The organism is Lignipirellula cremea, assembly GCF_056501455.1.
Window position 1 is genome coordinate 409,519 of record NZ_CM151415.1, and the last position, 25,165, is coordinate 434,683.

Annotated in this window: 17 protein-coding genes; 10 read left to right on the plus strand and 7 right to left on the minus strand. The window is 65.2% G+C overall.

The features are described 5' to 3' along the window. Positions 1–248: 248 nt before the first annotated feature. The 3 genes from SH602x_RS01695 to SH602x_RS01705 are packed head-to-tail and all read right to left on the minus strand — an operon-like array spanning position 249 to position 3,323. Complete coding sequence (locus SH602x_RS01695) at positions 249–1,910, minus strand: DUF3618 domain-containing protein (RefSeq protein WP_479475165.1); 1,662 nt, start codon at positions 1,908–1,910, stop codon at positions 249–251. Next, positions 1,907–2,419, minus strand: coding sequence for a phage holin family protein (locus SH602x_RS01700; RefSeq protein ID WP_479475166.1), 513 nt, complete (start codon positions 2,417–2,419; stop codon positions 1,907–1,909). The genes SH602x_RS01695 and SH602x_RS01700 overlap by 4 nt, the downstream gene beginning before the upstream one ends. After that, positions 2,409–3,323 (minus strand): hypothetical protein, encoded by a 915-nt coding sequence (locus tag SH602x_RS01705; RefSeq protein ID WP_479475167.1) that lies wholly within the window; start codon positions 3,321–3,323, stop codon positions 2,409–2,411. The genes SH602x_RS01700 and SH602x_RS01705 overlap by 11 nt, the downstream gene beginning before the upstream one ends. 1,132 nt (positions 3,324–4,455) lie before the next feature. Between SH602x_RS01705 and SH602x_RS01710 the strand changes: the two genes are divergently transcribed. Beyond that, positions 4,456–7,923 (plus strand): inverse autotransporter beta domain-containing protein, encoded by a 3,468-nt coding sequence (locus SH602x_RS01710; protein WP_479475168.1) that lies wholly within the window; start codon positions 4,456–4,458, stop codon positions 7,921–7,923. Between the two features lie 118 nt (positions 7,924–8,041). Here the strand turns inward: SH602x_RS01710 and SH602x_RS01715 are convergent. Continuing rightward, positions 8,042–9,186, minus strand: a protein-coding gene (locus SH602x_RS01715; RefSeq protein WP_479472857.1) for an IS630 family transposase whose coding sequence is annotated in 2 segments (ribosomal slippage) — positions 8,042–8,739 and positions 8,739–9,186 — 1,146 coding nt in all. Because the reading frame shifts where the segments join, the coding sequence is not laid out codon by codon here. Positions 9,187–9,683: 497 nt separating this feature from the next. On the opposite strand from SH602x_RS01715, the gene SH602x_RS01720 reads away from it, so the two are divergent. The 3 genes from SH602x_RS01720 (at position 9,684) to rpsB (ending at position 11,418) form a co-directional block, all read left to right on the plus strand. After that, on the plus strand, positions 9,684–10,073 hold the full coding sequence (locus SH602x_RS01720; protein WP_479475169.1) for a type II toxin-antitoxin system RelE/ParE family toxin: 390 nt from the start codon (positions 9,684–9,686) through the stop codon (positions 10,071–10,073). Then, positions 10,070–10,447 (plus strand): helix-turn-helix domain-containing protein, encoded by a 378-nt coding sequence (locus tag SH602x_RS01725; protein WP_479475170.1) that lies wholly within the window; start codon positions 10,070–10,072, stop codon positions 10,445–10,447. Before SH602x_RS01720 ends, SH602x_RS01725 begins: the two co-directional genes overlap by 4 nt. A 236-nt stretch (positions 10,448–10,683) precedes the next feature. Next, complete coding sequence (gene rpsB, locus SH602x_RS01730) at positions 10,684–11,418, plus strand: 30S ribosomal protein S2 (RefSeq protein WP_479470186.1); 735 nt, start codon at positions 10,684–10,686, stop codon at positions 11,416–11,418. 268 nt (positions 11,419–11,686) lie between these two features. On the opposite strand, the gene SH602x_RS01735 is transcribed toward rpsB, so the two are convergent. Both SH602x_RS01735 and SH602x_RS01740 read right to left on the minus strand, forming a co-directional pair. Continuing rightward, the gene (locus SH602x_RS01735) at positions 11,687–12,706 is read right to left on the minus strand and encodes an ABC transporter substrate-binding protein (protein ID WP_479475171.1); all 1,020 of its coding nucleotides are present in this window, start codon (positions 12,704–12,706) and stop codon (positions 11,687–11,689) included. Beyond that, positions 12,703–15,582 (minus strand): PD-(D/E)XK nuclease family protein, encoded by a 2,880-nt coding sequence (locus SH602x_RS01740; protein ID WP_479475172.1) that lies wholly within the window; start codon positions 15,580–15,582, stop codon positions 12,703–12,705. Before SH602x_RS01740 ends, SH602x_RS01735 begins: the two co-directional genes overlap by 4 nt. 354 nt (positions 15,583–15,936) lie before the next feature. Here SH602x_RS01740 and tsf point away from each other — a divergent pair, with 354 nt between their 5' ends. The 6 genes from tsf (at position 15,937) to SH602x_RS01770 (ending at position 21,598) form a co-directional block, all read left to right on the plus strand. Then, positions 15,937–16,767 carry a translation elongation factor Ts gene (gene tsf, locus SH602x_RS01745; protein ID WP_479470183.1) on the plus strand — a complete coding sequence of 277 codons (831 nt, stop codon included), beginning with the start codon at positions 15,937–15,939 and terminating at the stop codon, positions 16,765–16,767. Between the two features lie 106 nt (positions 16,768–16,873). Further along, positions 16,874–17,617: a UMP kinase gene (gene pyrH / locus SH602x_RS01750; RefSeq protein ID WP_479470182.1), complete on the plus strand. Its 744-nt coding sequence runs from the start codon at positions 16,874–16,876 to the stop codon at positions 17,615–17,617. Between the two features lie 264 nt (positions 17,618–17,881). Next, positions 17,882–18,442: a ribosome recycling factor gene (gene frr / locus SH602x_RS01755; RefSeq protein WP_479475173.1), complete on the plus strand. Its 561-nt coding sequence runs from the start codon at positions 17,882–17,884 to the stop codon at positions 18,440–18,442. Positions 18,443–18,536: 94 nt separating this feature from the next. Beyond that, entirely contained in the window at positions 18,537–19,106 is a 570-nt protein-coding gene (locus tag SH602x_RS01760) for an RNA ligase 1 family protein (protein ID WP_479475174.1), read from the plus strand. 160 nt (positions 19,107–19,266) lie between these two features. Beyond that, positions 19,267–20,154, plus strand: coding sequence for a glycerophosphodiester phosphodiesterase (locus SH602x_RS01765; RefSeq protein ID WP_479475175.1), 888 nt, complete (start codon positions 19,267–19,269; stop codon positions 20,152–20,154). Positions 20,155–20,260: 106 nt separating this feature from the next. Beyond that, positions 20,261–21,598 (plus strand): PQQ-binding-like beta-propeller repeat protein, encoded by a 1,338-nt coding sequence (locus SH602x_RS01770; protein WP_479475176.1) that lies wholly within the window; start codon positions 20,261–20,263, stop codon positions 21,596–21,598. A 35-nt stretch (positions 21,599–21,633) separates the two neighbouring features. On the opposite strand, the gene SH602x_RS01775 is transcribed toward SH602x_RS01770, so the two are convergent. Further along, positions 21,634–24,936 carry a WD40 repeat domain-containing protein gene (locus tag SH602x_RS01775; RefSeq protein ID WP_479475177.1) on the minus strand — a complete coding sequence of 1,101 codons (3,303 nt, stop codon included), beginning with the start codon at positions 24,934–24,936 and terminating at the stop codon, positions 21,634–21,636. Between the last annotated feature and the right edge of the window lie 229 nt (positions 24,937–25,165).

Below are 25,165 nucleotides of genomic sequence, written 5' to 3' on the forward strand. Positions count from 1 at the left end.
GGCCAATTGCAATGACGTCGCACACGGTAGAGCGATTCGCGGATCGCAGCTCGATGGGGGTTCGGACTCACGACCAGGAGCGGCACGGGCAGCGCGAACCTTCTCGCAGAAGTCACTAGCGAGTCTCGATCGAGGGTCGTGACAACGACAGGTGCGTCAAGACGCACCCTACGAAGAAGCGAACACGAAAAAACGTCGCCTGCTCGTGAGAGCAGGCGACGTCCGGAGGATTCGATTCAACTCGAACGTCAGGCGTTCTTGTTCTCGTCCATCAAGTGAGCGGCCTTGGACTGTCTGGCCTCCTGCTTGATCTCCGACTTCGCGGTCCGGGCAGCCGCCGTCGCGACGCGCTCGAGCTTGTCGACGACCGTAGAACCTGCCGACGGCGCGGCGTTCTTCGCCGCGTCCGCTGCCTCGGAGACGCTCCGGCCTGCCTTCTGGGCGATATGACTCGCCTCGTCGGCGATCTGCGACGGCGCGATTCCCTGACGTTCCGCCTCTTCCGACGCGGCGCGGACGGTTTCCTGCGCGACGTGACCGGCACGCTGGACCGCGTCCTTGCCCGCGTCGTAGGCCTGACGCTTCATCCGGTCGGAGGTCTCGCCCATCAGGCGGTTTTCCTGCTCCGTTTCGGGAACGAGAAGACCGACGAGCAGACCCAGGCCGAGGAAGGCGCCTGCTGCGGCGAGCGGATACTCGTCCATGGCGTTGCCGACGGATCGCGACGTGGCGGCGGCGCTGCGACGGACCTGACGCCCCGCGGCCATGGCGCCCTGCCGAGTCATGCGAGCGCCTTCATAGGCTTCGTGCCCGACCCACCGACCAGCGTCTGCGACGTACTCGCCGGTCTGCCGTCCGGCGCTGGCCATGCCCGCGCCCGCGCTGCGCAGGCCATGCTTCGCCCCGCGGTAGCCGCGACCGCTGACCGTGCCGGCGTAGTCGGCGGTATGCGAGGCGACGTCGGCGATGCGGCGACGCACGCTTCGCCCCCCCTTAGAGAGCGCTTCTCGCATTTTCGCGATCATGCCTTCCGCATGCTCGTCGGCGTCAGGATGCTCCTCGCCCTGCGACCCGAGCAGATACTCCAGCCCCTGAGCTTCGCCATAGCCGTAGTCGTCGGTGTAGGGCTCGCCCGTCCGGGCGTCGACGCTCGAACCGGAGCGTTCCTTCCACTCCCGCCACTTCGACTGGTACTTCGATCCCGAGAGATTCTGCAGATGGCCGGCGACCGAACGAATCCGCTCGCGAGCGGGACGGCTTTCGTCGCCCAGGGTCGTCTCGATCTCCGCGATCGACTTGAAGGCGTTCTGCGACCAGGCTCCCTCGTCTTCGTCAGACCAGTCGTAGTCCTCATGCCAGGCGGCGAAGACGACGGGCTCGGTCCGACGCGGCATCGGCCGGGTTCCGAAGGCCGAACCCTGCGGTCCTGACGAAGGGCCTCCGTAATAGAGGGATTCTTCGCGAGCCGCAGGTCCGCCGCCGTACGAACGGTCGAAGCCGGCGTTCGGGGAACGCCCTGGCCGGGATCCGGCGTAGCCCTGCGGCGAGTTCTCGCCCATGTGTTCCCAATCGGGCCATTGGCGGTTCTGCGTCGATTCGTAGACCAGCCAGGCCGCGCCCGCTCCGATCAGAAGCGACGGAAGAGGGTGTCGCTTGACCGTATCGAAGAGGGCGTGGCTGACGTGGGTCGCCGCATCCTTCGCGCCGTGCGCCAGATGCTGGCCGACGCCGCTCGAATCGGCGTCGCCGTTCGCGTTTCCGTTGCCGGAACTGACGTAAGACTGAAACATACCGACGGCCTCGTCGAGGAGATGGCGGGGCTTCATGCGTTCGCGGAATTGATCGAGCGTCTCGTCCATTTCATGGCGAGTTCGTTCGATGTCCTGTTCGATCTGTCGACTGGATTTCATGCCTGCACCTTTTCCGTGATCATGTCGCGGTCGCGCTTGAGGGAGTCGATCGTCCGATCGGGAGCGGTGATCGCCTCCTGAAGGCCGTTCTTGCCCTTCAGGATGTGCGCGATGCCGACCGCGCCGAGGACGAGCGCCGTGATGAGCGGCGCGATCCATCCCGCATTCGCGTGCGAAAGTTCGAGGCCGTAAACGAGCCCGAGGTAAATTCCGACGGTCGCCGCCGCGGCGAGAAAGATCGCCGCGACGCCGGTGACGACCGCGCCCATGCCGATGAAGGCGGCGTTGCGAGCCGCCTTCGACGCCTTCTCCGACATCTCGGCCTTGGCGAGCGCGATCTCCTGCCGTACGAGCGTCGTCGATTCGTCGCGGAGTTCCTTGATCAGGTCGACCAGCGATCGGGCGTCTCCGTTGACGGACCGATCGTCAGCCATCCTGGGTTCCGCCGCCGCATCGTCGAGCTCGAAGCGTCGACGTCCGGCGATTCCATCTCGCGTTTCAGAGGACATTGCGGTTCTCCTCGCCGTCGGATTCGGGATATCGGGTCGAGACCGCGGAGGCCATGTAGCCGGCGGTCGCGTAGTACGGGTCGCTTCTGCCGGTCGCCGATTCGCGGTACGAATCGGGATCGTCGTAGTAGGCGTCCATCCGGTCCTGACCGCTGCGCGACGACTCGTAGTCCGTCTGCGGACGGCGTCGCGAGGCCTTCAGGAACCGCGCGAGACCGAGTCCGGCCAGGAACAGTCCGCCGTAGACGATCTCCGGCCGGCGACGGGCGAGCGTCTCGAAATCGTCGCAGAGAGCGCCTGCATCGCGATCGCGAAGGTAGCTGCCGACGCCTTCGATCCCGGCAGCGGCCTGATCCACGTAGGACGCGACGCGGTCGTCCCCTTCGTCGTGAAGCTTGCGACCCGCTTCACGAACGGCAGCGCCGACGTGCGAGACCTCCTCTGCAAGACAGTCCTTCTGTCGCGCGACGTAAGCGGCGCCCTTCTGTTGCAACTGGGCAGCTTGCGAAGCGACGGCATGACGGGCGTCGGACGCAAGATGAGAAGCCTGGCGCTTCGCCTCGTCCGCTGCCTGCGTCGCCGCGTCTTTCACCTCGCGACCCGCCTTGGAAGCGGACTTCGCGACGCCGGGCCCGCCGGAAGACCGCTTCGCAGCGCTCTCGACGCCGGCTAGGAGGATCGGTTCCTCTTCGGCGCCGGCGTTTCCGATGCCGGATCCGAAGGAGCCGCTCTGGCTTCCTGGCGTTTGGCTTCCTGGCTTCTGGCGGAAGTCTTCGCCCTCCGCCTTGCTGGGCCGGGGCGGTTGCTGAGCGTTCGGACGGGTGCGATCGGCTTCGCCTTCGGCCTGACTCGGTTTCGGAGGCGAGCTGCCGGCGCCGAAGTCGCCTGGTCGTGATTGAGACATGCTTTGGTTCCTTTCGTCGAGGACGCTTCGGTGCGACGCGCGATACGCTCCGCGTCGCTGTCGAAGATCTTCACGTCAGGGCTCAGGGCACACTGCGCGCCGCGGACTCCGCATAAGCCGGTTAACCTTCGTAATTGCCCGTCAACAGTAAAAGTCCGAGGCGCGATACCCCGTCATCAGGGTGAGCGGAGGCAATTGAGCGAACGCGCATCCCCTGCCTCGCGATCCACGACGGTCGCACGTCGATCGGCGTGACGTACTTGGCGCCGTCGGCTCCTTCCACGCAGTGGAACGAGCGGAGTGCAAGCTGCGGTTTAGAGTGCGCGACTATCCTTGGGTGGCGCCGGTCGTCTCAACCGGCGCGGGCGCAGCCCGTGGGAGGCCTCAGCGCGAATTCAGCACAAGGTCGCCGCTCTGCTTCATGAAGGCGCTTCGACATACGCCGGCTGCGGGGACTCCGACCGGCTCTTGAGCCCTCCGATCCGCTGGTTGGGATAACCAGCGCCACCCAGACGACGATTCCCGCGTCCGTTGGCGAACGTCCGTGTCGTGCCATGCCGCAGGCGGCCTTCGGATCGAGCGAAAGGCTCGCTTCCGCTGCCCCCGTCCGCTACGGCGCCAGCAAGCTGTCAGCGCTTGCGAGCCTGACTACCACCCGACTTCACACTGCGAACGGTGCCCAATCCCTCGTTTTCAACGCCTTCCGGCGATGAAACTTGAGCCCGATTCGCCAACGCGGAGGGCTTTCTCCCGAGTCGATCGCTTGGGCGCCGCTAGGCCCGGCACGTTCGTTACCCCTTCAGGCCGGGTCGTGCCGCAAGCTCCGTAAGCGCCGGTTGTTCGGGGGCCTCCGCGAAAGCCGAATCCGCCGGAATGACTAATGTTCCGACTTGTACGGGGTCGATGAAGACGAACGAGTGCAGGGATTCTAGGAATCCTGCCGCTCCCCTATTCGGGACACGCGCCAGGGACGGCCGTCGTATCCCTAGGAAGGAAACGACCTTACGAGCCGAAGTCGAACCGCCGGTCGATCGCCCAAGTCCGCCAAGGACCCGGGAGAGAGGCCCGATTCGACCCCGATTCGTCAGGGCGTGCCGTCCTTAGGGCGACGTTCTCCTGCAGGAGATGATGCATGAAGAGGCTAGCGGGCTTCGTCATCCTGAGCCTGGTCGTTCTTGCGACCTGGACGCCGAGACTGGGCGCCCAAGGTCCGGCCGGACCGACGCAGCAATCGGGACCGGCGTTCGATAGCGTTTTCCAATCTCCGCTAGGAGGATTGGTCTGGCTCGGGGCGACAGCCGCCGACCAGGGCTTGGGCTACGACGGCAGTTACTTCACCGCCGGAGCCAAGCAACCGCTGTTCGACGACGTCCTCAACGGCGAATGGTTCGTCGAAGGACAGGCGCACGTCTCCGCCCAGCGCGGGCAATTCTTCTCCAACCTCGGTTTGGAGCGGGTCTTCCACATCAAGCCCGCCAAGACCGACGTCGGGGCGAACGTCTTCGTTGACTACGACGCGGACGAGTACGAAGAGTTCGGCCATACCTACTGGCAGATCGGCGTCGGCGGCTTCATCAAGACGCCGAACTTCGACTTCTATGCCAACGGCTATTTGCCCCAGGGGCAGATGGACCATCGCTTCCGCGACACCTCGTTCGTCGGCAACCAGGTGGTCGTGCCCGGGATCGACAGCGCCCTGCAAGGGTTCGACGCGAAGTTCCGCGTGCCGATCCCGCGGCTGTCGATGATCCAGGGTTACTTCGACGTCGGCGGTTATTACTACCGCTCGGATTACGTCGAACCGTTCGGCGGTCTGACGACCTCGCTCGGCGCCCATCCGCTTCCCGGCGTGGCGGTCAACCTGACCGTCAACCAGGACCAGATGTTCAATACGTCCGGGTTCCTGCAACTGATCCTGCATGCGGGCGGCGACGGCGCCCCCACCAGCGCCCCCCGTGCGCTCGAACGGAGCGTCCGTAACGATCACGTCGTTCGCGTGAATCAGCCCTCGTTCGTCGCGATCAACCCGCTCACGGGCACGCCCTGGCGAGTGGTTCACGTCGACAGCGACGCGGCGGTCGACGCGAACGCCGGCACCGGCACCGCGGAAGATCCCTACTCGCAGCTCGCGATGGCGGACCCGACGCAGTTCGGCGCTTCGATCGCGCAGCCGGGTGACATCATCTTCGTGCACCAGGGCGCAAACGACTTCGTCAACCACGACACGGGCATCACGCTGCAGGATACGCAGTGGCTGCTCGGCGAAGGCGTTCCGCAGTACATCCCGATCGCCAACTACGGCGGCGCCGGGACGGGCGGAGTCGGCCTGTACCAGTTGCTGACCAACGAGAACGGCCAGCGGCCTCTCATCAGCAACCTGGACAACAACACCGCGGCGACCGTGCAGCTCGCCAACGCCAACGTCGTTCGCGGTCTGGAGATCACCTCCAACAGCACCGAGGCGGCGATCCGCGGCGACGTGATCACCCACGGCGTGATCAACAACAACATCATCTTCGGCGAGCAGGGGAACGCGATCCTCGTCGACGGCCTGACCGGGACGTTCTGGATCACGGACAACACGATCGACAACCAGGTAATCGATCCGCTGGTGCAGACGTTCGACGTCGTGTCGCTCAACAACGTCAACGCCGCGGACATCCTGATCGACAACAACGTGATCGGATCGCGGAACCAGCTCGTTCCCTTCGGCGTGCAGGACTTCCTGGGCGGCGACGGAATCCACATCGAGAACATCGCCGCGAGCTCGGTCGTCATGACGAACAACCGCATCGCCTCGAACGATCCGTTCGAGCCGAACTTCGGCGACGGCATCGAGATCACGCAGGCGACCATGTCGTCGTTCCTGATCCGAAACAACGACATCGGGAACAACGGGTTCAACGGCATCAACATCAACGCCAGCGAAGATATCTACGCCGAGATCAGCAGCAACAACATCGTCGACAACGGCGTCTTCGGGATTCCTCAGGCGGGCTTCGGTATCGCCTGGACCCAGGCGACGGGCAGCCTGCTGGTCTTCTCGGAGGAAGGCTTCCAGACGCAGAACATCTCCGAGAACCAGTCGGGCGGCGTCGGCATCACGCTGGTCGGAGCCTTCAACGACGACGACCTGAACTTCTACGCCTACGACAATACGTTCGCTGCGAACGGCGGCTCGGCCATCCAGATGACGATCGCGGGCGACGCCGGCTCGACCGAAGGGCCGAACTTCGTCTTCGACATCCGCAACAACCGGATGTTCGGCAACGCCGCAGGCGTGTCCCTGGCTCAGGATACCGGCGCCCAGGTGCTCGGTAACGTTTACGGCAACGTGATGTCGGGCAACGGCGTCGGCGTCGCGGCCCTCGTGAACAGCAATCTTGCCGCCGGCGTGTCGCGGCTCGACCTGCAGATTCACAGCAACACGATCCTGAACGCCGGCCTTTCGGATCTCGGCAACCCGCTGACCGATCCGCTGCTCGACCCGAGCGACGAGTTCGACGACGGCACGGGCGGCATCTACGGCGCCGTCACCGGCACGAGCATCGCCAACTTCGACATCCGCGACAACTTCATCGAAGGCGCCGGCATCGAAGGGCCGGACGACCTGTTCGGCGACGCGGGCATGCAGTTCTTCTTCAACGTGGACCAGTTCACCACGGCGGACAGCCCCTACGAGCCGCCGATCAGCTCGGTCACGATGGTTCGCAACACGATCGTCGACACCTTCAACCACGCTCGCACGTTCAACGTCTACGGCGACTCGCAGGTGCAGATCACGTCGAACTACAACGTCTCCCGCAAGACGCTCGACGTCGACGGCGTGCCGATCCTGGACGACGGCGAAGACATGGGCCTGCAGATCAAGACCAACGATCGCTCGGTCGTCGGCCTGAGCATGAACGGCGACATCCTGCAGGATCACCAGCTCAACGGCATGTTCCTGGAATCGCGAGACCAGTCGCGCATCTTCGCGACCGTCATCAACTCGCAGTTCCTGCGTAACGGTCGCGCTGACGAAGAAGACGCGACGCTCGATCTGTTCTTCAACTCGAACGTGGAACTCTTCGCCCAGGACCAGTCGATCCAGGTCATCAACTTCCAGAACAACACCATCAATCAAGTCGTCGACGACGAGTTCCGCGTCGGTATGGCCATCCACAACGAAGTGGGCAGCGAGGGCCAGGTCTACGCGATCGTCAACAACAACATCTTCTTCGGGGAGTTCATCGATCCGGATGACGATGACGCCGAGATCATCCTCAGCGATCGCGTCGCCTTCACGATGTACCAGCAGGGCTCGCTCGGCGTCCTGCCGAACGCCGGCACCATGTCGCTGGCTCTGTTCGGCAACCAGGTCTCCGATCCTTCGGGCCTCGCCTACCTGATCGAGAACCGGAACGATCCGCTGTCGATCCCGCCGTTCTACTTCACCTACGGCGGCAACCAGGGCTTCTTCCTGGAGGACAACCTGCTGCTCGGACAGTTCGCCAGCCTGAACCCGCCGCAACTGGGCGGACAGCCCTCGTCGATCCTGGTCAACCAGGTCGCGCCGGTGAACCTGGCGCCGCTGACCGACTTCATCCGGAAGCCGTAAGCGAACGGACTGCCGGCCTGCGGCAGGGCGAAACGGGAACCATCACGCAAAACGGCTCGCGATCCCTCGCGAGCCGTTTTCGCGTTCATGTTCGTAGTAGTCGACCAAGCCTTATTCGTCAGGCGTTGGGGTAGAGATGTTTGAGTTTGACGCGAGCGTCGTCCGTCGTGAAGCGCCAGGTCGCAGCCTGACGCAGGCGGTTGCGTTCGCGCTGCCAGACGGCCATCGCTTCGTCCATCTCGGCCGCGCTTTCGAAGCGTCGCCCGACGCACTGCCGCGTCAGGACGGAAAGCTCGAACTCGGCCATGTTGAGCCAGCTGCCGTTCTTGGGCGTGTAGACGATCCGCAGGCGCTGGGCCAGGCGATGCGCCCGCTCGGCGTCGAAGGCATGGTACAGGCTCGCGACGTCGTGCGTGTTGAGGTTGTCGCAGACCAGCGTGACGAGTTCGGCCCGGGGATAGTCCCGCTCGAGCAGCTCGGCGACTTCTTCGGCCCAGTCGACTCGCGTTCGACCGTCGCGACCGGAGACGCGACGCCAGCCGCCGACGGGATCGAAGAACAAGAAGATCGACCGCACGCCGCGGCGCTCGTAGTGATGGTCCTCGCGGCGGGGCTGGCCCGGCGTCATCGGCAGCGACGGCTCGACGTCGGCCAGGATCTGCTTGGCCGCCTCGTCCATGCAGATCAGCACGTGCTCGTCGTCGAACGATTCGGCGTAGACGTCGAGCAGCTTCTCCATGCGGGCGACGAAGCGGGCGAGATCCTTCTCCGGGATGCAGAAGCGCCGCGTCCGCCAGGGCTGCAGCCTGTTTTTTTGAGCGTCTGGCGAACCGTCTCTTCGGAGACCTTCGTCACGATCGACAGCCGCATCGCCTCGTCGGCCAGAAGCTGCATCGTCCAGGCCTTGCGTCCGCCGGGCGGCGTCGAGCAGGCCAGCAGAACGAGCTTCGCTTCGGAGCGACCGTCGAAGATCGGCTGGACGCCGGGAGCCGAGCGGGCCTTCCGTTCGATCGCCGCGGCGACGTTTCCTTCGCGGACGAAGGCTTGCCGAATCCGGCAGACCTGCCGCTCGGAGAGCCCCACGATCTCGGCGATCGTGCCGTCGGTGCGACGACCGTCGACGTGCTCGCGATCGGACAGGAGCAGGATCCTCGTCCGGCGAACTTTCGCCGCCGGCGAGTCCCCTTTGCGGACGAACGCCGCGAGCTCCGCCCGGGTCTCAGGCGTCAGACGAACTTCCAGCTTTTCGTTCGTTGCCGGCATCCCTGCCTCCGCGAAAATCGAAAACGATCCCTCGACTCCCTCCGCGAAATCAGGTTAACCTCCGCCTGACGAATAAAGCCAGGTCGACTAGTAGGTCAGGCATCGCCTGACGGCCACTTCGATACGGCCCCGCTTGCAGCGGCAGTGAAGTCCGATCGAACGCGAGCGGGACCGGGACCCTATAGCCGTCAGGCAATGCCTGACCTACGGGCTCGTCTATCGTTTTCTGTCGGTCGATCGAAGAGTTTCGGGTGCCACTGGCTCCGCCAGTGCTGCATCTTGAAAGGTCGTCCAATACGAGCGATCCGGCCTCCGGAAATGCACTGGCGGAGCCAGTGGCGCCCGGAAGAGAGGGTGACATTCAAGGCTCGACTGACCAAGAACTTGCGTCTTCCGTCGTTTATCTTGGGGCACACAATCGAACTATCCTGCTACAACGCCGCGAGCGAAGCCGATGCTTGATTTCATGCATAATTCTGCATAGACTTGGGAAGTCGATGGCTAAAAAACGAGCGAATCGAGCGGAAGGGAGCGAGGCTCGCGAATTGCCTCTTCGACTGGTCTTCACCCGCGACCGCGTCGAAGTCCCGCCGTTTTCCCCCCGCGCTGCAGCGGAAGCCGCAAGTCTGCTCGATCAGTTGGCGAACGGAATGACGTTCGCGGCGCCGCGATGGAAGCCGATGCCCTCGATCGGTCAGGGCGTCGCGGAGTTGCGATTTCGAGACGGCGAAACGCGGAAGTCCTTCCGCATCATCTACTACCGCGATCGGCGCAACGTGGTCGTCCTGGCGATCTTCGAGAAGAAGTCGCAGAGGACCCCGCCGCGAATTCTGGAAGCGAGCGCGTCGCGGCTGAAGACCTATCTTCGGCAGGAGGAGCGTCAATGAGCGAAGCGAGTCGCAAACGCCTGGAGGCGGCTGGATTCACCGTCGGCACGCCGCGAGATCTATTCAACTTGTCCGACGAAGCCTGGGAACTCGTGCAGGCTCGCACGGACCTGCTGTGCGCCATCGTGGCCCAACGCAAGCAAGCGGGGCTCTCGCAGGCGGAACTTGCGGAGCGGATGGGGGTCACCCAGGCCCGCGTCAGCCGCATCGAGAACGGCGCCCTCGGCATCAGCATGGACGTGCTGCTGAAAGCCTACTTCGCGACGGGAGCGAAGTGGGCCGACATCGGAACGATCGTTCGCCCGCAGAAGCGGAAGCGTAAACCGTCGGCGAAGCGTAAACCGGTTGCCAAGACCGGCGGGAAGGGCGCCTGACTCCTCCCTTCGCCGCTTGCACGAATCTCGCGGGCGGCGATATACTTCGAGATTCGTCGGCGCTCGTCGTGAGGGCCGATTCTTCGTGCGTTTCGTCTGTGACGACTCGATCGGGGCCCGCCCGCCCGCGTTCCTAAAGCGAACGCCGGCAAGGCGAAACGGTCCCGAGCGCCCTGCGGGTTCGACCCGCTGGATGGCGTGGAGCGGCAGGCGGCTACAGGAGTTTTTCGAGAGACATGGCTCAGCATCCCCTCGTGCAGGAACTGATCGACGCCGGCGTGCATTACGGCCACCGGGCCAGCCGCTGGAACCCGAAGATGCGTCCGTACATCTTCGCCCGTCAGAACCTGATCCACATCATCGACATCCGCGAAACGATTCGCGGTCTCCTCCGGGCGCAGAAGTACCTGCAGCAGGTCGCCGCCCAGGGCAGCCTGATCCTGTTCGTCGGGACCAAGCGTCAGGCCAGCGCCGCGGTCGAGGCCGAATCGACCCGCTGCCGCATGCCGTTCGTCTCCGAGCGCTGGCTCGGCGGTACGCTCACCAACTTCCGCACGATCCGCAGCCGGCTGTCGCGCCTGGAAGAGCTGGAAAAGATCCGCTCGGGCGAGGAACTGGCCAAGTACTCTAAGAAGGCCCAGTCGTCGCTGAACCGCGAGTACCGCAAGGTCTATCGCAACCTGAACGGTCTGCGGAAGCTGAACCGCATTCCGGAATGCATGGTCATCGTCGACCCGAACAAGGAAAAGAACGCGGTCCGCGAAGCCCGCGCTCTCGGCGTCACGACGGTCGCCGTGCTCGACACGGACTGCGATCCGGACCTGATCGATCTGCCGATCCCCGCCAATGACGACGGTATCCGCGCAGTCGAGGCGATCATGCGGCACCTGGCCGATGCGGTCCTGAAGGGTCTCGGCGACAAGGTCGCGCAGTCCGAAGGCGCCAGCGAGCCCGTCGCCGCCGGAAGCTGATCCGGTCGAACGAATCCAACGAAACATGAAGGGGACGCTTTCTAAGCGTCCCCTTTTTTCGTGCGCGGCGCCTGAATTCGCGATTCGAATGCGTGTCGATTCGCGGCTGGCGCGAGTTTCGTCCGAAGATACCGGGTTCGCTCGGTGTGCCACGGCTGGCTTGTCCAGCCGTGTGAGCGCTTCGCCGGATTCGGCACACGGCTGGACAAGCCAGCCGTGGCACACAGAAGCATTCGAGACGCGGCACGAAGCGGAAAAACGGCTTCGTCTACTCGGTCAGCGCCGCGGGCCAGACGGCGGCGTCGAGGTCGACCTTCTCCGCGTCGATCAGATCCAACTCGCCGAGCTGCGCGGCGAGCGTCTCCCAGCGCTTCCGATCCATTTTGCCGAGCTCCTCGGGCGGCATCCCTTCCGGAAGCGCCAGCTTCCGCAGCTCCTGATCGCCGAACTCCAGCACCTCCGGCGTCATCGTGTCGTTCGCCGCCGCGATCAGCTTATGGGCCGGTTCGGGATTCTCGAAATAGGCCTGCCAGCCGCGGAGCGACGCCCGACGCATCTTCTCGACGACGTCGGGATCCTGCTTCGCCAGGGCATCGCTGGTGGCGAGGATGCCGACGTAAGGATCGAAGCCCAGGTCGGAGACCATGAGAAGCTTCGGGTCGGCGCCCTCCTGCTTCGCCACGAACGGTTCGCTGAAGGAGTAGGCCTGCATCGCGTACTTCGGATCCTTCACGAACAGGCCGACGCCGTTGTAGGGAACGACCGTCACGCCTTCGAGCGGAAGGCGCTTCTCCAGAAACTCCGCGAAGGCCAGGCTCTGGTTCATCGCCAGCGTGACGTTCTTCAGATCCTCCAGCCGCTCGATGCCCGACTCGGCATGGACCATGATGCATCGCGGGCTGTGCTGCAACGGCGCCGCCAGCGCGGTCAGTTCGGCGCCTTCCTGCCGGGCGAGCAGAAGCTGGTCGGCGTCGACGATGCCGAACTCGACCTGCTGCGACGCGACCAGTCGGGGAACGATCGAAGAGTTGTTGCCTGCGGGCGCGATTTCGACGTCGAGCCCCTCTTCCTCGAAGTAGCCGAGCGCCTTGGCGGCGTAGAAGCCGCCATGCTCCATCTCGGGGTACCAGTTCAGTTGCAGCGTCACCTTCCTGAGGCCGCTCCCCGCGACGCCCTGGTCGGCAGCCGGCTCCGTTTTTTCGCAACCAGTCAGCGCCGACGCCGCCAGGAGGAGCACGGCCAGGAGAGGTCCTTCAGCAAGCGAAGCGAACCGGCGGGCGAGCGTCACGAAGCGAACTCCTCATCGAGCGGGCGGCGACCGAAAACCTGCGTCTGACAGATCTTCGCCCAGAGATCGTACGGCGCCAGATAGGGTTCCGGGTCGATGGGCGGCCAGTAGACTTCGGCCCGGACCTTGCGAATGACGTCGCGAACGACATCGTCCGCCTCCGCCAGTTCCGCGTCGGTCCATTCCGCCGGAGCGAAGGCGACCTTTCGCAGATCGCCGGGCAGCTTAATGAAAGCCATTCCGACCTCCCGCGGATCGACGCCGTAATGATTCGCCACGAGCAGGCGATAGACCGGCAACTGCACGTTGTACCAGCGAAGTTCCTTGGTGACCTTGTCCTTCTTGCGATGGGCCTCGTCGGGATCGGGCGCGGTCGCCGTGGTCTTATAGTCGCAGACCCGGTAACGCCCCGAATCGCGGTGGCGGTCGATGCGGTCGACGATGCCGCTCAGGCGGAAGGGTTCGCCGTCGACGTCGATGTCGTAAGTCAGCCGAACCTCGACCGCGATCGTCTCCCAGCCCTGCGCCGCGATGGCCGCCTGTCGTTCGGCGTAGGCTTCGAGCCGCAGGCGAAGCTGCTCCACCTGCAACTGCACGCTGGCGGGCGGTCGCGGGCCATAGCGAGCCGTCGCCTCCGCTTCCGCCAGGCGGGTCAGTTCGGCCGCGAGACGTTCGGCCTCGGTGCAGCCTTTCAGATCGTCGGCTGCCGCGACGGCTTCCAGCACGGCATGCGTCAGGTCGCCGAATCCGCCGGCGTCGAGTTCGTCGGCGTCGTCTTCGCGCTCCTTCAGGCCCAGCACCTTTTCCAGGTAGAACCGGTAAGGGCACGCGAGGTAGGAACGAAACGACGTCGGCGTCAGTTCGGTCACCTTCCGCGGCGCCGGGCTCGCCGGCATCGGAATGGGAAAGCGGGACTCCGGCAGCGTGGCCTTCCAGGCGCGACCCTGCGTCACGCGGTAGGACGGTCCGTCGCCGAACAGCACCCGCACCCGGCGCGCCGCATCCTTCGCCGGACAGGCGAAGAGCAGCCGGCTGGGAGCGAGGGGGGAACCTTCGTCGTCGGTCCGCCCCAGGATCCACGCCACGCGCGGCTGGCGATCGAGCAGGCAGGCCGTGACGTAGGCGTCGCGGGCGTAGCGCCGGGCGTTGTCGTCGATGCCGAGCGCCGAGCGGAGCGAGTTCGGCAGGAACATGTCGCTGGTGGTCGACTGCGGCACGATCCCTTCGTTGAACCCGACCACGATCCGCACCGGCGCGTCGTCCAGCAGCAGATCCAACCAGCCGATCAGGTCGACCGCCTCGGGATCGGGATCGCCGTAGATCTTCGCGCTCCGCACGGCATGCAACGCCAGCCGCATCGCTTCGCCGGCCGTCGTGTGCGGTTGAAATCCGTCGGCCACGCCGCCGAGCGCATCGATCGCGTCGCGCAGCGCCGCGGCGGCGGTCCGCGTCAGATCCTCGCCCGATCGCGACGCCTCCGCCGGTGCGTAGTCCTCGTACAGACGCACCAGCAGGTCCCGCCACGGCGCGGCCCACTCGCCCAGCCGACGCGGCGATTCGTCGAGCAGCGTTCCCAGCAGCTCGTGCAGCCGGTTCCCGGCCGCGGCGAGCGCTTCTCCCCGGCTCTGCTTTTCGACGGCAGATTCCCGCGAACTGCCTCGCCCCTCGGCGGGCGGCTCGACGTTCCAGAACGAGGGGTCGACGGTGACGGGATAAGAGCTCTGGTAGGCGTCGTCGAGCGCGGTGAGCCAGTCGCCGGCGATGCCCCGGCTGCGAAGCAGTCTTTCGACGTCGGGATGCCGCAGCAGGGCCGCGAAATCGCGATACGAACGAGAATCGACGTACGCGGCGACGGTCTCCAGCAGCCGATACGGCGCCGAATCGCGCAGCGGGGCGCCGCCGGTCCAGTAGGTCTTGATCCCCTCCTCCGCGAAACGCCGGCGAATCTGGGGGACGACTCGCTCGTCCGGGATCGAGATGCTGATCTGGTCGACGGCGAGGGAATCGCTCTTCAACGCGTCCTGCGCGGCGGCCAGTCGTTCGAGCGCACACTGCGCCTGTTCGGCGGAGTTTTCGACCGAAAAGACTTCCGCCAGCGGCACGTTCAGATCGACCTTCTCCCACTCGCCGGCGGCCAGACGCCCCCACTCGTCGAAGCGCTCGGACCAGGACTCCGGGGCGTAGACGTAAGCCGTCACCTGATCGCGGACCTGCTCCAGCATCCGGACGATCACGCGCGGCAAATCCGCCGTCGCGGCGAGCACGATCCGCCGATCCGTCGAGCATTCCGCATTTTCCGAGGCGAAAAGCCTGGCCGTCTGCAGGTCCCAAAGTTCTTCGCCGTCGAGAATTTCCAGATACCGCGCCTGAAGTCTGGCCAGCGTGCGCCAGCGTTCCTCTTCCTGAAAGCCGGGAAGATCGACCGCGACCCGCAGAACATCCTCGAACCGGTGGCCTTCGCCGGCCAGTTCGCGGTGTTGCCTCGCCAGCAGATCGCCGAGGTCGAGCCACGCCGCGGCTTCGCGTTCCTCCGGCAGATGCGGAAGCGCGGGGGCGATTTCCTCCGCGGAGAACGACCTCGCCGCCCGCACCCAGGCGAGTCGCTGCATCCACTCGCTGGCGATCGGTTTTTTGATCGGATAGAGCCGCTCGGGCAGGCGACCGATCGTCACCGCCTCCGGGGGCTTCCAGAAGACCCGCTCCGCCTGGGCCCGGTCGGCGAGCAGTTCCATCGTCCGATGCACCGCCCGCAGACCGGGCAGGACGAGCAGCACATCCGACAGGTCCCAGCGGCCTTCTTTTCGGTAATCTCGCTCCAGACGCTCGACGAGCGCCGGAAGCGCAGGCAGCCGGAAGTCGAGAAACTCGCGGGACATAAGCGACCGGGCGGAAAAGCGTCAGGCGGGACCGGAGTTCAGTGTACCGCCGCCGCGCGAAGCGGCGACGGTCTTCTGATACCCGACCCGCGTGTCACCAGCGGTCAGGCCTGCCCCCCCTAGCCGACGAGGCGGGATTTTCGAAGAATAGCGGTTCCCGTCGCGGGCGATTTTCGGGTTCTCGCGTCGCAGGCTGCCGCGTTCCGTCCTGCACCCCAGGCGCGAACGTCCCGGCGTGCCCGACGCTCGTAGTTCCGACGGATCTTCCGCGACGGATCGATCCGACCATCGCTTCCGGCCTCCGGCGCTCGCCCGCAGGCCGCCTTCGATTTCCATAGCAGGAGTTCCTCTCGGATGACCCAGATCACCGCCGCCCAGGTCAAAGCGTTCCGCGACCGTACGGGTCTGCCGATGATGGACTGCAAGACCGCGCTGGCGGAGTCGGGCGGCGACGAAGACAAGGCCATGAAAATCCTTCGCGAGAAGGGCGTCGCGCTCTCGAACAAGCGTTCGGATCGCGAAACGGCCTTCGGTCGCATGGGCATCTACATCGGCGAGAACGTCGCCGCGATGGTCGAACTGATGTGCGAGAGCCAGCCGGTCGCCAACCATGACGAGTTCCGCGGCCTGGCCGCCGACCTGGCCAAGCAGCTCGCGACCGGTCCCGGCGCCTCGACGGCGGAAGAACTCCTCGCGCAGCCCTGCCCCACCAAGAAGGGCATGACGCTCGGCGAGCACAAGGACGAACTGTTCAACCGCATTCGCGAGCTCTTCAACGTCGGGCGGATCGTCCGGATCGAAGGCAAGTGCGGCGCCTACGAGCATAACGGCAGCATCGTCCACGGCGTTCTCGTCGAAGCGACGGGCGGAACGCCCGAGCAGCTCAAGGACATCTGCATGCACATCGCGGCGATGGCCCCGGCGGCGCTCGACAAGGAGAGCCTCGATCCGAAGGTCATCGAAGACGAGCGGGAAATCCTCCGCGCGGCGGCCAAGAACGAAGGCAAGCCGGACTCCATCATCGACAAGATGGTCGAAGGCCGCATGAAGAACTTCTTCGCCGAACGGACGCTCAACGAGCAGCCCTTCGTGAAGGACGACAAGATCACCGTCGGCCAGTACGCGAAGGACAACGGCTTCGCCCTGAAGCAATTCGTCCACTGGAAGCTCGGCCAGAAGGCGTAAAGCCAGTCGCGTCGATTCTGAGCGGAGAGCGTGAGTCCTCCGAGTCCGCTGCGTCCCGTTACGAAGTCTCGGGGGACTGTCGTCCCCCGCTCAGAGCCGCCGATCTATGACCGACCCGCCGCAATCGTCGACCAAGTACCGCCGCGTCCTGCTGAAGCTTTCGGGCAACAGCTTCGCGCTCCCGGGAGACCGGGGCGTGAACATGAAGAAGGCGGTCGAGGTCGCCCGGCAGGTCCACGAGGCGCAGCAGCTCGGCTGCCAGCTCGCGGTCGTGATCGGCGGAGGGAACATCCTTCGCGGCGCCCAGTTCAAGACCCAGGACGCCAGCGTCGTCGAGTCGACGGCCCACTACATGGGCATGCTCGCGACGGTCATCAACGGCCTCGCGTTTCAGGACGCCCTGGAATCGATCGGCGCCCAGACCCGGCTGCTGACGGCCATCCGGATGGAGTCAGTCGCCGAGCCCTTCATCCGCCGCCGGGCGCTGCGGCATCTGGATAAGGGTCGGATCGTCATTCTCGCGGGCGGCACGGGTCGCCCCTTCGTGACGACGGACACCGCCGCCGCGCAGATGGCGCTGGAACTGGACGCGGAGATCCTGATGAAGGCGACCCGCGTGGACGGCGTCTTCAGCGACGATCCGGAGAAGAACCCGCACGCCGAGTTCTATCCCGAATTGACGTTCGATTCGGTTCTGACGCGAAACCTGCGCGTGATGGACGGCACCGCCATTTCGCAGTGCCGGGAACACAAGCTGCCCGTTCTGGTCTTCAATTACCTGAAGGAAGGCGCCATCGTGCAGGCCGTCGGCGGTCGCAAGATCGGCACCCTGATCGGCGGAACGCGGTAAGCAGGTTCTTCTCATTAGTGGTCCGTCTATCGTTTTTCTGTCCGGTTGATCGAAGAGTTTCGGGTGCCACTGGCTCCGCCCGTGCTGCATCTTGAGAAGTCGTCCGACACGAGCGATCCGGCCTCCGGAAAAGCGCTGGCGGAGCCAGTGGCACCCGGAGGAGAGGATGATACTCAGCGGTAGACAGATCAGTGGGGCGGGTCTTGAACGACCCTGCGAAGATAGAAGCCTCTCGCTCACTCTCACTTCCAAGGAAACCACGCCATGCCGGTCGACGACATTCTGATGGACGCCGAAGAACGCATGGAGAAAGCGCTCGACGTTCTCAAGAAGAACCTCACGGGCATCCGCACCGGCCGCGCGAATCCGGGTCTGGTCGATTCGCTGCGCGTGGAGGCTTACGGCTCGCCGGTGCCGATCAAGCAGCTCGCCTCGATCGGGGCGCCCGAGCCGACGCAAATCGTGATCCGCCCCTACGATACGGCGACGATCAAGGACATCGAAAAAGCGATCGTCGCCAGCCAGTTGGGCCTCAACCCGCAGAACGACGGGCGCGTCATCCGGATCAACATTCCGCCGCTGTCGGGCGACACGCGCAAGAAGCTCGCCTCGCGGATTCGCGATCTGACCGAGGAGTGCAAGGTCTCGCTGCGCAACGTCCGCCGCGACGCGAACAAGGCGATCGATACCGAAGAGAAGGACAAGCTCATCAGCGAGGACGACAAGGGCGCCGGCAAGGAGGAGATCGACAAGCTCCTCAAGCGCTACGAAGGCTCCGCCGCCGAACTGTCGAAGGGGAAGGAAGCGGAGGTGATGGAGGAGTAGGCGCTGGGGCGCGAGTCGGGCGTGCACACGAAAGTTGAGCGACGCGCGTCACCTTTTGTCGCCGCGAGTGTCGTATCTCGCGGAGGTCCGACGCATGAAGAAGATCATTAGCCTGTTCCAGCGAAACTACGACGGCGATCGACTCGTTCGAAACGAGGTAACGCCCGGGGCCGAGTGGGTGATCGCCGGCGAAGGCGAGGCGACTCGCAAGTTCGACGGCACCTGTTGCCTGATTCGCGCCGGAAGATTCTACAAGCGGCACGAAGTGAAGCCTGGCGGCACGCCGCCTCCCGATTTCGAGCCGGCGAACGAGATCGACGGGAACACCGGCAAGCAGCAGGGTTGGCTTCCGGTCGGCGCAGGCCCTGAGGATCGATACCACCGCGAGGCCTTCGATCGCGCAGCGGCCGAAGGCGCGGTACCTGTCGACGGAACGTACGAGCTTTGCGGTCCGAAGGTGCAGGGAAATCCAGAGGGTCGTCCCGATCATGAACTGATTCGACACGGCGCCGTTCGTTTATCGGACTGCCCCCGAGAATTCGAAGCGCTTCGCGACTACCTGCGAGAGCGTAGCTACGAAGGCGTCGTCTGGCATCACCCTGACGGACGCATGGTCAAGATCAAGGCACGCGACTTCGGGTTTCGTCCGAGGCCGGCTGAGTGACGGCCCGCTCGCGACTCCGAATCCAGCAAGTCATTCGTCGCTCGTTAAGTTCCGGCGAACATCGGGCCACGGCTTTGCGCGGCGCGATTATGCTGCGGGTCTGAAATCCCGTCCCGACCGTGCGTGAGGGCGGGACGACTTCCCCCGCTGGTCGGAACCGATGAAAGCATTCTTTCGCGCGACGTGCTTCGTCGCGCTCGCCGTCATGTCGAACGCCTCGCTCTTCTCCGCGGAGCCGGCCGCTCGGCGCTCGCCCGAGGAACTTCTTCGCTCGAAGACGCCGCTCGTGATCGGGCACCGCGGCGCGCCTGCCGTCGCGCCGGAGAACACCGCGGCCAGCTTCCGCGAAGCGATCGCCGCCAACGCCGATCTGGTCGAACTCGACTACTACGTCGCGAGCGACGGCACGCACGTCGTCTTCCACGACAAGACGCTCGACCGGACGACGGACGCCCTGAAGGTCTTCGGCGGCGAAAGACTGCCGGTGGTCGATCGATCTTGGAAAGAGCTAAGCGGTCTCGACGCCGGAAGCTGGTACGCTCCGAAGTTCGCCGGAGAGCCGATCCCGCGGCTGGACGAGGCCCTCGACCTGATCCAGTCGGGCTCGGTCACGCTCATCGAACGCAAGCACGGCCCGGCGAAGCCGCTGGTCGAACTGCTCGCCGAGAAGAAGCTGACGAGCGACGTGGTCGTCCAGGCATTCGACTGGGACTATCTGAAGGACGTCGCGAAGCACGAGCCATCGATCGTGATCGGGGCGCTCGGGTCGAAGGAACTCGGGTCCGCGCAGATCGAGCAGGTCGCGACGATTCCGGGACTCGACTTCGTCGGCTGGAGCTATAAGGACGTCACGCCCGCGGCGGTCGAGGCTCTGCACGCCCGAAATCTCAAGGTCTTCACCTACACCGTGAACGACGTCGAAGCCGCGAAGAGCCTGGTCGCGATGGGCGTCGACGGCATCATCACCGACGACCCCGCAGCGGTCGCGGCGGCGATTCGACCGGCTGTCCCTGCTTCGCCGCGCGCGGGCGTGACGGACGATCAGTAGTCGCGGCCGCTTCCGAGAAAGCCGTGTTTCCTTTTCGACGGCGGCGGCATCCAAGCGAGATTGCTCGCCTGGCGCTGGGAACTCGCCGACTCGGGAGAACGTCGTGATGTCGCGATTGGCTGCGTGCGTTTGGTCGCTCGGACTGGTTCTGGCCCTCTCCCCTGCCCTGACGCGTTCCGTCCGGGCCGACGACTGGCCGCAGTGGCTCGGTCCGAATCGCGACGCGACCTGGAACGAGACAGGCGTCATCGACGCGTTTCCGGCCAGCGGGCCGAAGATCAAGTGGCGCGCCCCCGTCGGTCTGGGCTATTCGGGACCGGCGGTCGCGGACGGCAGGGTCTATGTCGCCGACTTCGTGAAAACGTCGGGCGAGGTGACCAACAATCCCGGCACGCGCGACCGACTGACGGGGCAGGAACGCGTGCTCTGCCTCGACGCCGCGACGGGCAAGCAGATCTGGGCGTTCGCCGAGGATCGTCAGTACGCGATCTCCTATCCGGGCGGACCGCGTTGCACGCCGACCGTCGACGGCGACCTCGTCTTCTTCCTAGGCGCCGAGGGGGATCTGGCGTGCCTGAAGACGGCTGACGGTTCGGTCGTCTGGAAGAAGAAGCTGACCAAGGAATATAAGACCGAGACGCCCATCTGGGGCTTCGCGGCCCATCCGCTGGTCGTCGGCGATCTGCTGTACTGCGTCGTCGGCGGTCAGGGTTCGGTCGCCGTCGCTTTCGATAAGCGGACGGGCAAGGAAGTCTGGAAGGCGCTTTCCGCTCCGGAGCCGGGCTATTGCCCCCCCACGCTGATCGAACAGAACGGCAAGCCGGCGCTCGCCATCTGGCACCCGGAGGCGTTGAACGGGCTCGACCTGGCGACGGGCGAGGTTCTCTGGACCGTGCCGCTGAAGCCCTCGTACGGCATGTCGATCATGGCCCCGCGACAGGAGGGAGACGTCCTGTTCGCGGCCGGCATCGGCAACGTCGGCGCCGCGATTCGCCTGCCGAAGAATGACGGCGAGCCCGAGGTTCTCTGGCGGTCGAACGTCCGGAGCGGCGTCTACCCCGTGAACGGCACGCCGTACGTGCTGGACGGCGTGATCTACGGTAACGACGGCGAGTCGGGCGGCATCATCGCCGCCAAACTGGCCGACGGCGAACGCCTGTGGCAGTCGTTCGAGGCCACGACGAGCGAGGGCCGCCCGGTCCGTCAGGCGACCGTGTTCCTCGTGCGAAACGCCGACCGCTTCTTCCTGTTCAACGACCAGGGCGAGCTGATCATCGCGAAGCTCTCGCCCGAGGGCTACGAAGAGGTCAACCGCGCGAAGATCGTCGAGCCGACCGAGCCGATCAACAGCCGCGTCGTCGTCTGGTCGCACCCCGCCTTCGCCGAGCGCTCCTGTTTCGCCCGGAACGACAAGGAAATCGTCTGCGTCGATCTGGCCAAGTAGGTTTCGAAGCCGAGTCGCGCGCGTCGGTTAAGGGCTTACTTCGGAGCTTCCGCGGCCTTCTTCGGAAGCGCGACGTCGCCCTGCGTACTCGCGATTTTCGCCAGCCCGGCATTCGACACGTCCCAGACTCGCAGCGTTCCGTCGGTCGCGACGGTGACGAGCGTCTGGTCGTCATCGCGATAGAGGAGGGAACGGATGGTTCCGGCGTGCCCGCGAAGGCGGTGGGTTCGCTCGCCGGAGGCGACGTCGTACACGTCGACGGTCTGCGAGTCGATCGCGTTCAGGTCGACAGCCGCCGAGTAGCTGGGAACCGTCCTTCCCGTCACCACGAAGACCCGCCGACATTCGCGAGATGCGGCGAAGAGCCCGTCCGCCTGCAGCGGACGCCAGCCGAGCGGAAAGGGGGCGATCTTCGGGTTGGGATCGTCCAGCGAAGTGGCGACGGCGATTCGGCTTCTTTCCGCCTCGATCGCGAAGTGGGGCCGATTGCCGTCAGTGCGTCCGGTCTTCGGCGCCATCGCGAAGAACACGAACTCGCCCGTCGGGGCGTACTGGGGATCGAGCACGGGTTGCAGAGCGCCGAAACTGCGGCGCTCCATCTTCTTCGTCGCGATGTCGTAGACGCCGACTTGCTGCCCGTCCCAGATCGTGAAGAACCTGGCGTCGCTGGAGAAGAAGGGGTTATCGAGCGCCCCGCTCCATTCCTGGTCGTCGATTCTTTCGCCCGTCGTCGCATCCCAGATCATGAAGTGCGACTTGCCGGTCGGCGTCTCGGAGCGAACGGTCTTGGCGAAACGCGTGCCGTCGGCGGACAGAACTTCAGGCGAGATCGGTTCGCGATGCACGACGTCTTTCAAGCGGGTCGGCTGTCCCCCCGAGCCTGCGCCGATGCGATAGACGGCGTAGGTTCCGTCGGCTTCCGTCCCCGTCAGGATCAGCGTCTTCCCGTCCGCGGACCCATGAATTCGTCGCAGGCTCAGGCCGGGAATGCCGAACGAACCTGAGACCGTCCGGGTCTCGAGATTCACGATCGAAGCCTTCCGGGAATCGGCGATGACCATCGCCCGCTTTCCGTCGTTGAAAAGCGCGGCGTCCAACGACGCGCCTGAGAATCCGGCGCCGTCGAATCGCAACTCCCAAAGCGAATCGCTACCGCTCGGTTCCGCCGTAGCGGGCGCGGCGCTCGCTTCTCTGAAAAATCTCTTCGCGCCGTCCGCCGATTCCTCGTTCGGGAAGAGCTCGTTGGAGGTGACCTTGACGATATCGAGGCGATCGACGCCTCCCGCCTTCGCGATCATCTTCTTCCCCACGCGGAAATCGTTGGAGAAGTAGGCGAAGACCTCGGCGTACTTCCAGAGCTCTTCGCCGGGCTGGCTGACGTCGGACATGTCTTCCGCGACGGCGGCCAGCGTCTCGCGATCGAACATGCCATGCTCGAGGAGATCGACGTCCGTCGGATAGATGGTCGTGTAGACCTGGTAGAAGACGTCGACGGCGAGTTGACCCCGGAAGCGCTTCACGACGCCTGCGACGTATTCGCCGACGTCGCCCGGTTCGCCATGCCAGCGCGGCTGGAGATAGAGCGCCATCTCGGCGTGCGGTCGACTGAAGTGGGGATCGGCGGCGACGGCGCGCGCGACGATCGCGTCCATCTTCTCGCGGGGATACCCCGCCGACCGACCGAGCATCAGCCGCCAGCAGGCAGCGACCGCGTCGCTGGGCGCTGCCGCGTCGGCCTCGTCGAGTTCGCCTTCGCACTTGTCGACGAACAGGCCGTACCCCTCCGCTTCGTTGCGGTCGACGTCGCCGATGTATCCGTCGCCGCGAAGCTTCCAGGCCTGCCGATAGCAGGCGATCGCCGCGACGAGCGAAGGGTTCGGCGAATCAGGTCGCAGCCGTTTCCAGTTCTTGATCAGCTTCTCGCCCGGGGTGTTTCCGTCGGTCGGATCGATGCGTCGCTTCTGCAGTTCGGCCAGTCGTTCGGTCGCCTTGCCCATCGTCATCTTCTCGGCCCGGACCGCTTCGCGCAGCCGTTCGACTTCGGCGACTACGTAGCGCTCGTCGCCCGCGAGCAGGTGCGCCGCGAGCGTCTCCAGACGTTCCAGCCGGAAGTCGCTGAGGTCCCGGGGCGCAGTACCGGGCGGCGGAACGAGTCCCGCTTCCAGATCCGCGATCAAATCTTCGTCGCCGGCGTAATCTCGGAAGATCGCGGCGAGATCGCGCGAAAAGACGGGCGGCGTGACCGCTTCGTACTTTACCGGCTTCGACGCGTCGTGCTTCGCGGTCCAGAACCCTTCGACGCCGTTCAGGTACTCTGCATCCTCGGCGGTCGGATACTCGACGACGTCGACCACTCCGTCGTCGCGAAGCACGAGGGCCTGGCGCGAGTTGCGAAGCAGGAGCCTCGCCGGCATCGGACCGGTTTCCGCCTGCATCATCGTCTGCTTCCAGATGCGGACTTCGCCGACCGGTCCCGCTTCTCCGCGGTCGGACGCCTTGTACGCGGCCAAGACGCCTGGGTGCCGGGCCGTGGGCGAGAGCTTGGCGTGTCTGCCGAATCCGAGGGCGATCTGCTGCACGAGCGGATCCCAATCCAGCCGACCGACGTCCGACCAGGTCGCGGTCATGAACCGGGGATAGAGCGACGGATCCTTCGCTTCGCCCTCCAGACGGGTCTCGAAGAAGTACCGGGCTCCGTCGACCGCCACGAGGTAGGTATCCGCCGGATGGGGAGCGAACTTGTCGCTGATCCCGGGGGACATTTCGGCCAGCGATCGCTTCTCGTTCGCGATCCAGAGCGACTGACGAAAGGGAGCGCCCGCGTAGATCCACTCCTCGAGCGACAACTCCGGTCCGAAGCGGTCCATCAAGGCGATCATCGTCCGGGCGTCGAATTCCCGATACTGCGAGATGACGTGCCGGATCGTTCCGTCCGGATCCGCAGTCAGGATGCAGCGACCGTTGAATTCGATCGGAATCTCGGGCGCGTAGTAGGTCCCGTCCGGCTTGAACATCGGCATCGGATCGCGGAGCAGTTCCCCAGCGATCGGCGACGCCGTTCGCTCCCCGATCTCGCCGCGGAAGTACTCCTTGTCGGCGGGAGAGAGGAGGCCCTTGGCGATCATCACGATCTGCCGCGCCTCCGTCTCCAGGAAGACGGCGTTGCCGGCGGTCCAGTACGCCAGGCGGGAATCGACCCCCTGCGGCGCCGGCGGATCCCATTTCCGGAACGGTCGATCTTCAGCGAGAAGAGAGCCCGCAGTCGGCAGCGAGGCAGCCGCGAGCAGCAAAGCGAGCGTGGCGCAGAAGCACGTGCGGCCGGTCGCGCATAACGTCATCGAGCGTTCCTGCTGTCCATGGCGCGCCTGCGCCGGTGCGATGGTCGATCGCCGCGAGAGTCTTTCGCAGCAGATGAACGGTAGTGCAGGCCGAGACCGCCGGCAACCGCCCGCCGGCGATTCCTAGCGACGACCGTGAAACGGGGCCGAATGCCCGGATCGCGACGGTTCTGCGAATCGCCTGCCGGCGGCGTTTTCACGTCCGCCCCACGGCTCGCGCGTCGGACAG